The 3,922-nt window shown below is 72.6% G+C and carries 4 protein-coding genes and 1 tRNA gene; 3 read left to right on the forward strand and 2 right to left on the reverse strand.

The window, feature by feature from the left end:
* A partial coding sequence (locus AC1DY2_RS16740) for a hypothetical protein (RefSeq protein ID WP_476763439.1) occupies window positions 1–475 on the forward strand: 475 nt, incomplete at its 5' end.
* A gap of 21 nt (window positions 476–496) precedes the next feature.
* Here AC1DY2_RS16740 and radA read toward each other — a convergent pair.
* Both radA and AC1DY2_RS16750 read right to left on the reverse strand, forming a co-directional pair.
* Complete coding sequence (radA, locus tag AC1DY2_RS16745) at window positions 497–1,864, reverse strand: DNA repair protein RadA (RefSeq protein WP_476763440.1); 1,368 nt, start codon at window positions 1,862–1,864, stop codon at window positions 497–499.
* Window positions 1,865–1,873: 9 nt separating this feature from the next.
* Window positions 1,874–2,680 carry an SGNH/GDSL hydrolase family protein gene (locus AC1DY2_RS16750; protein ID WP_476763441.1) on the reverse strand — a complete coding sequence of 269 codons (807 nt, stop codon included), beginning with the start codon at window positions 2,678–2,680 and terminating at the stop codon, window positions 1,874–1,876.
* A 100-nt stretch (window positions 2,681–2,780) separates the two neighbouring features.
* Here AC1DY2_RS16750 and AC1DY2_RS16755 point away from each other — a divergent pair.
* Window positions 2,781–2,870: transfer RNA gene (locus tag AC1DY2_RS16755), tRNA-Ser, on the forward strand.
* A gap of 388 nt (window positions 2,871–3,258) precedes the next feature.
* The coding region (locus tag AC1DY2_RS16760) for a hypothetical protein (RefSeq protein WP_476763442.1) at window positions 3,259–3,922 on the forward strand (664 nt) is incomplete at its 3' end.

The raw sequence follows: 3,922 nt of genomic DNA on the forward strand, positions 1-3,922 counted from the left end.
GTCGACCCCACGATGCCGGCTGCGAGCCGCCCTCGTCGCGGCATCCGCTCGGTACGCTGGAGGCATGGCCCAGCGCAAGAAGTCCGGCAAGCCCAGCGCACCCGTCGAGTTCCGGTCGCAGGCGCTCGCCGAGGCGCTCGAGCGGCAGGACATCGCCGCGGTGGCCCTCGCGCTGCGCCATGGCAACACGGTGGTGCCACTGGTGAAGCCCGGCCCGCGCGACACGCCCCTCGACGGTGGCGAGGTGTGGACCTACCGCGACCCGAGCACCGGCGACGTGGCGTTGCTGCTGTTCAGCGATGCGGCGAACAAGCCCGCGAACCTGCCCCCGGCCGTGGGGCTGCAGAGCCCGGCCTGGTTGCGCAGCTTCCTCACCCGGTACGAGTCGACGATCACCACGGTGTTCCTCGACATCGCGGGACCGCACCCGATGCAGGCGCCCCCGGGGGAGCTGCTGCGCGCGCTCGAGGCGTAGGATCCGACGCGCGGCGGGCCGTCAGAACGCGGCGTCGAGCTCGCGCTCGCGACTCGAGGCCGACGCCATCATCGCCTGCTCGACGGCCGCGCGCACGCTGCCGGCCTCGACGTCGAGGATGGTGGAGTAGCCGAGCCGGCGTGCTTCGCTGCCGCGCTGCTTCGCCGAGGTGACGGGGCGCACCTCGCCCGCCAGGCTGATCTCGCCGAACGCCGCGAGTTCGTGCGGAACGGCGCGGTCGCGCATGGCCGACGCGATGGCCACCGCGATGGCGAGGTCGGCACCGGGCTCGGCCAGGCGGACCCCGCCGACCGTGGAGACGTAGACGTCGTGCTCGCCGAGCTGACGGAGGCCCGCGCGGCGCTCGAGCACGGCGATGATCATCGCGACGCGCGACGGGTCGACGCCGTTGACCACCCGGCGCGGCTGCGGCGCCTTCGTCGAGACGACGAGTGCCTGCACCTCGACGGGTAGCGCCCGCCGGCCTTCGAGGGCGACCGTGACGCACGTGCCGCTCACGGCGTTGCGCGAGCGGCTCAGGAACAGGCCGGACGGGTCGGGCACCTCGGCGATGCCGTCGCCGGTCATCTCGAAGCAGCCGACCTCGTCGGTGGGACCGAAGCGGTTCTTCAGTGCGCGCACGAAGCGGAGGGCCGTCTGCCGGTCGCCCTCGAACTGGCAGACGACGTCGACGAGGTGCTCGAGCAGCCGGGGGCCGGCGATCGAGCCGTCTTTGGTGACGTGCCCGACGAGGAGCACGGGCAGTTGCCGCTCCTTCGCCACGCGGATGAGGGTGGAGGCGACCTCGCGCACCTGGCTCGGCTGGCCGGGCAGGCCGTCGGACAGCGAGCTCGACACGGTCTGCACGGAGTCGACGATGAGCAGCTCGGGGGAGACCTGGTCGACCTGCCCGAGGATCGTGGCGAGGTCGGTCTCGGCGGCGAGGTAGAGCTCGTCGTGCAGGGCCCCCGTGCGGCCGGCACGGAGGCGCACCTGGGCGGTGGACTCCTCGGCGCTGACGTAGAGCACGCGCCGGCCGGTGGCGGCGACGCGGGCGGCGACCTCGAGGAGCAGCGTGGACTTGCCGACGCCCGGCTCGCCCGAGAGCAGGATGGCTGCGCCCGCGACGATGCCGCCGCCGAGCACCCGGTCGAACTCGCCGATGCCGCTCGGGCGGTGCGCCGCGGAGTCTTCGGCGTCGACCTCGCTGATGGGTCGCGCGGCACGCGCCGCGGTCGGCGTCACCGCCTGCAGGGAGCGCAGGATGCCGGTCTGCTCGGCCGCGTCGACGACGGTGCCCCACTGCTGGCACTCGGCGCACCGGCCGACCCACTTGACGGTGCTCCACCCGCATTCGGTGCAGCGGAATGCGGAGGTGGGCTTGGCCATGCCCCGAGCCTAGGCGTCGCCTCCGACAACGGCGGGCGCGACATCCGGAGCCGTCGTCTCGGGTGTCGGGAACCGCTCGACGAGCTGCGCCGCGAGCGACGGCGCGAACGCGTCGGCCCACACCCGGTAGCCATGGTCGTTGGGGTGGAACATGTCGATCGCGAACTGCGTCAGCATGCCCGGGATGCCCTGGTGGCGCGTCTCGGTGTGCAGCGGCACGACGGTGAGCCCGTGCTCGGCGGCCACCGCCCGCACGATGCGGTTGGCCACGGCGACCTTGCGCTCGTTGCGCGGGAAGTAGAAGAACGGCAGGTTGGCGACCAGTGCGTGCGGGGGCAGGGCCGCGAAGATGGTGCGGATGCCGCGTTCGAACGCCGCGGGATCCCAGTGCGCGATGTCGTTGGCCCCGATCGCGACGGTCACGACGTCGGGCTTCAGCTTCAGGAACCGGGGCAGTTGGTCCTGCACGGCGAGCTCGACCGTCGCGCCCGACACGCTGAGGTTCACGACGCGCACGCTGCGGCCGGTGATCGCGCCGATCTCCTCGGCGAGCACGCCCACGTAGCTGCGGTCGGGGCTCGACGCGCCGATGCCCTGCGCGGCGCTGTCGCCGATGGCGACGTAGAGCAGCTCGCCACGCACCTTCGCGCGGTCGCGCCACCACTTCGAGTGCACGGGGAGCGTCTCGTTCAGCACGAGCGAGTTCGCCGTGAGGCGGGCGCGGAAGCGGCGCCATCCGAGGGTTGCCGCCGCTCCGGCAGCCGCGATCGCGGCCGCCACGGCGGTCGTGCGGAGGAGCCGGTCGGACGTCGCCACGCCGTCGACCGTATGGGAGCACGCTGGACGGTCGCTGAACGCCCGGGTCCGGCATCCGCTCGTTTTGGTCGTCGCCGCGATGTCGTCTAAGATCGTCCTCGGTACCGTGTCCGAGCGGCCGAAGGTGCAACTCTCGAAAAGTTGTGTGCGTGAAAGCGCACCGTGGGTTCAAATCCCACCGGTACCGCCACCAGATCCCCCGGAGTCGTTGAGACTCCGGGGGATTTTCGCATCGTCGGCGGCGGTGCATCCGGGCGGAACGACCGACATGCAGGACGCGGCATGCGTCGGAATCGCTCCACGCATCGGTCGTTCGGCGACCCGAGCTGGCCCCCGAACTGGGGCGCGGTCTGCGCGTCCGAACCGCGTGGCGGTCATTGACGCTGGCCTCAGGCCGGGCGTACTGTCCTCGACTGAGCCTTCTCAACCCGGCGCAGGAACGATGGCTGTTCCAGCGCATCCCCGGAGGAAGTTCGACGTACTGCACGCAGGTCACCGCATCCGCGGCGACAGGAACGGCAGGCGCTTTCGCCTGCTCGCCTCCACTGACGTACGACCGAACCACGGGGAACGGACGCATGGCATCGAACGCGCTGGGACGCACGACACGGACGGCTGTCGCCGCCGTCGTCGCGTTCCTCACGGCGTTCGTGATGAGCATGCCGGGCACGAGCCCCGCCGCCGCCCTCGCATCTCCGACGAGCGCCGCCCAGGAGCTCTCGGTGCCCGTGACGCTCACGTCCGAGCAGCTGTTCGAGCTGCTCCAGCGCGGCGAGCACCAGGACGCCCCCGACGTGGGCCCGGCGCCGGGAACCGGCGTCATCTCCGACGGCGACCTGTGGGCCGCCGCCGGATCCGCTGCCGCGCAGTGGCCCGGCTGGGACGTCAGCTGGGCGGGGCTGTACCTCGAGGACCTGCCCGGTGCCACGCTCGCCGTGACCTACGGCGACAGCATCGCGGTCGACCCCGACGCAGCCGGCTGGGGCTGGTCGGCGTACGGCGGCGCGATGGACCTGTCGACCGTGCTCGCGCACGAGTACGGCCACATCGCCGGCTTCGGCGACCTCGAGGGCGGCGGCGACCTGATGAGCCGCGTGCTCTCGCCCGGCGAGCAGCGCTGGAACAGCGACGACCGGATGTACCCGGCCCCGGCGCCCGAACCCGAGCCCGAGCCCGCGCCGGCACCTGAGCCCGCCCCGGCACCGGAGCCCGCTCCGGCTCCCGCTCCCGATGCCGTCCCGG

The organism is Agromyces sp. P1_H4 (genome assembly GCF_056405255.1).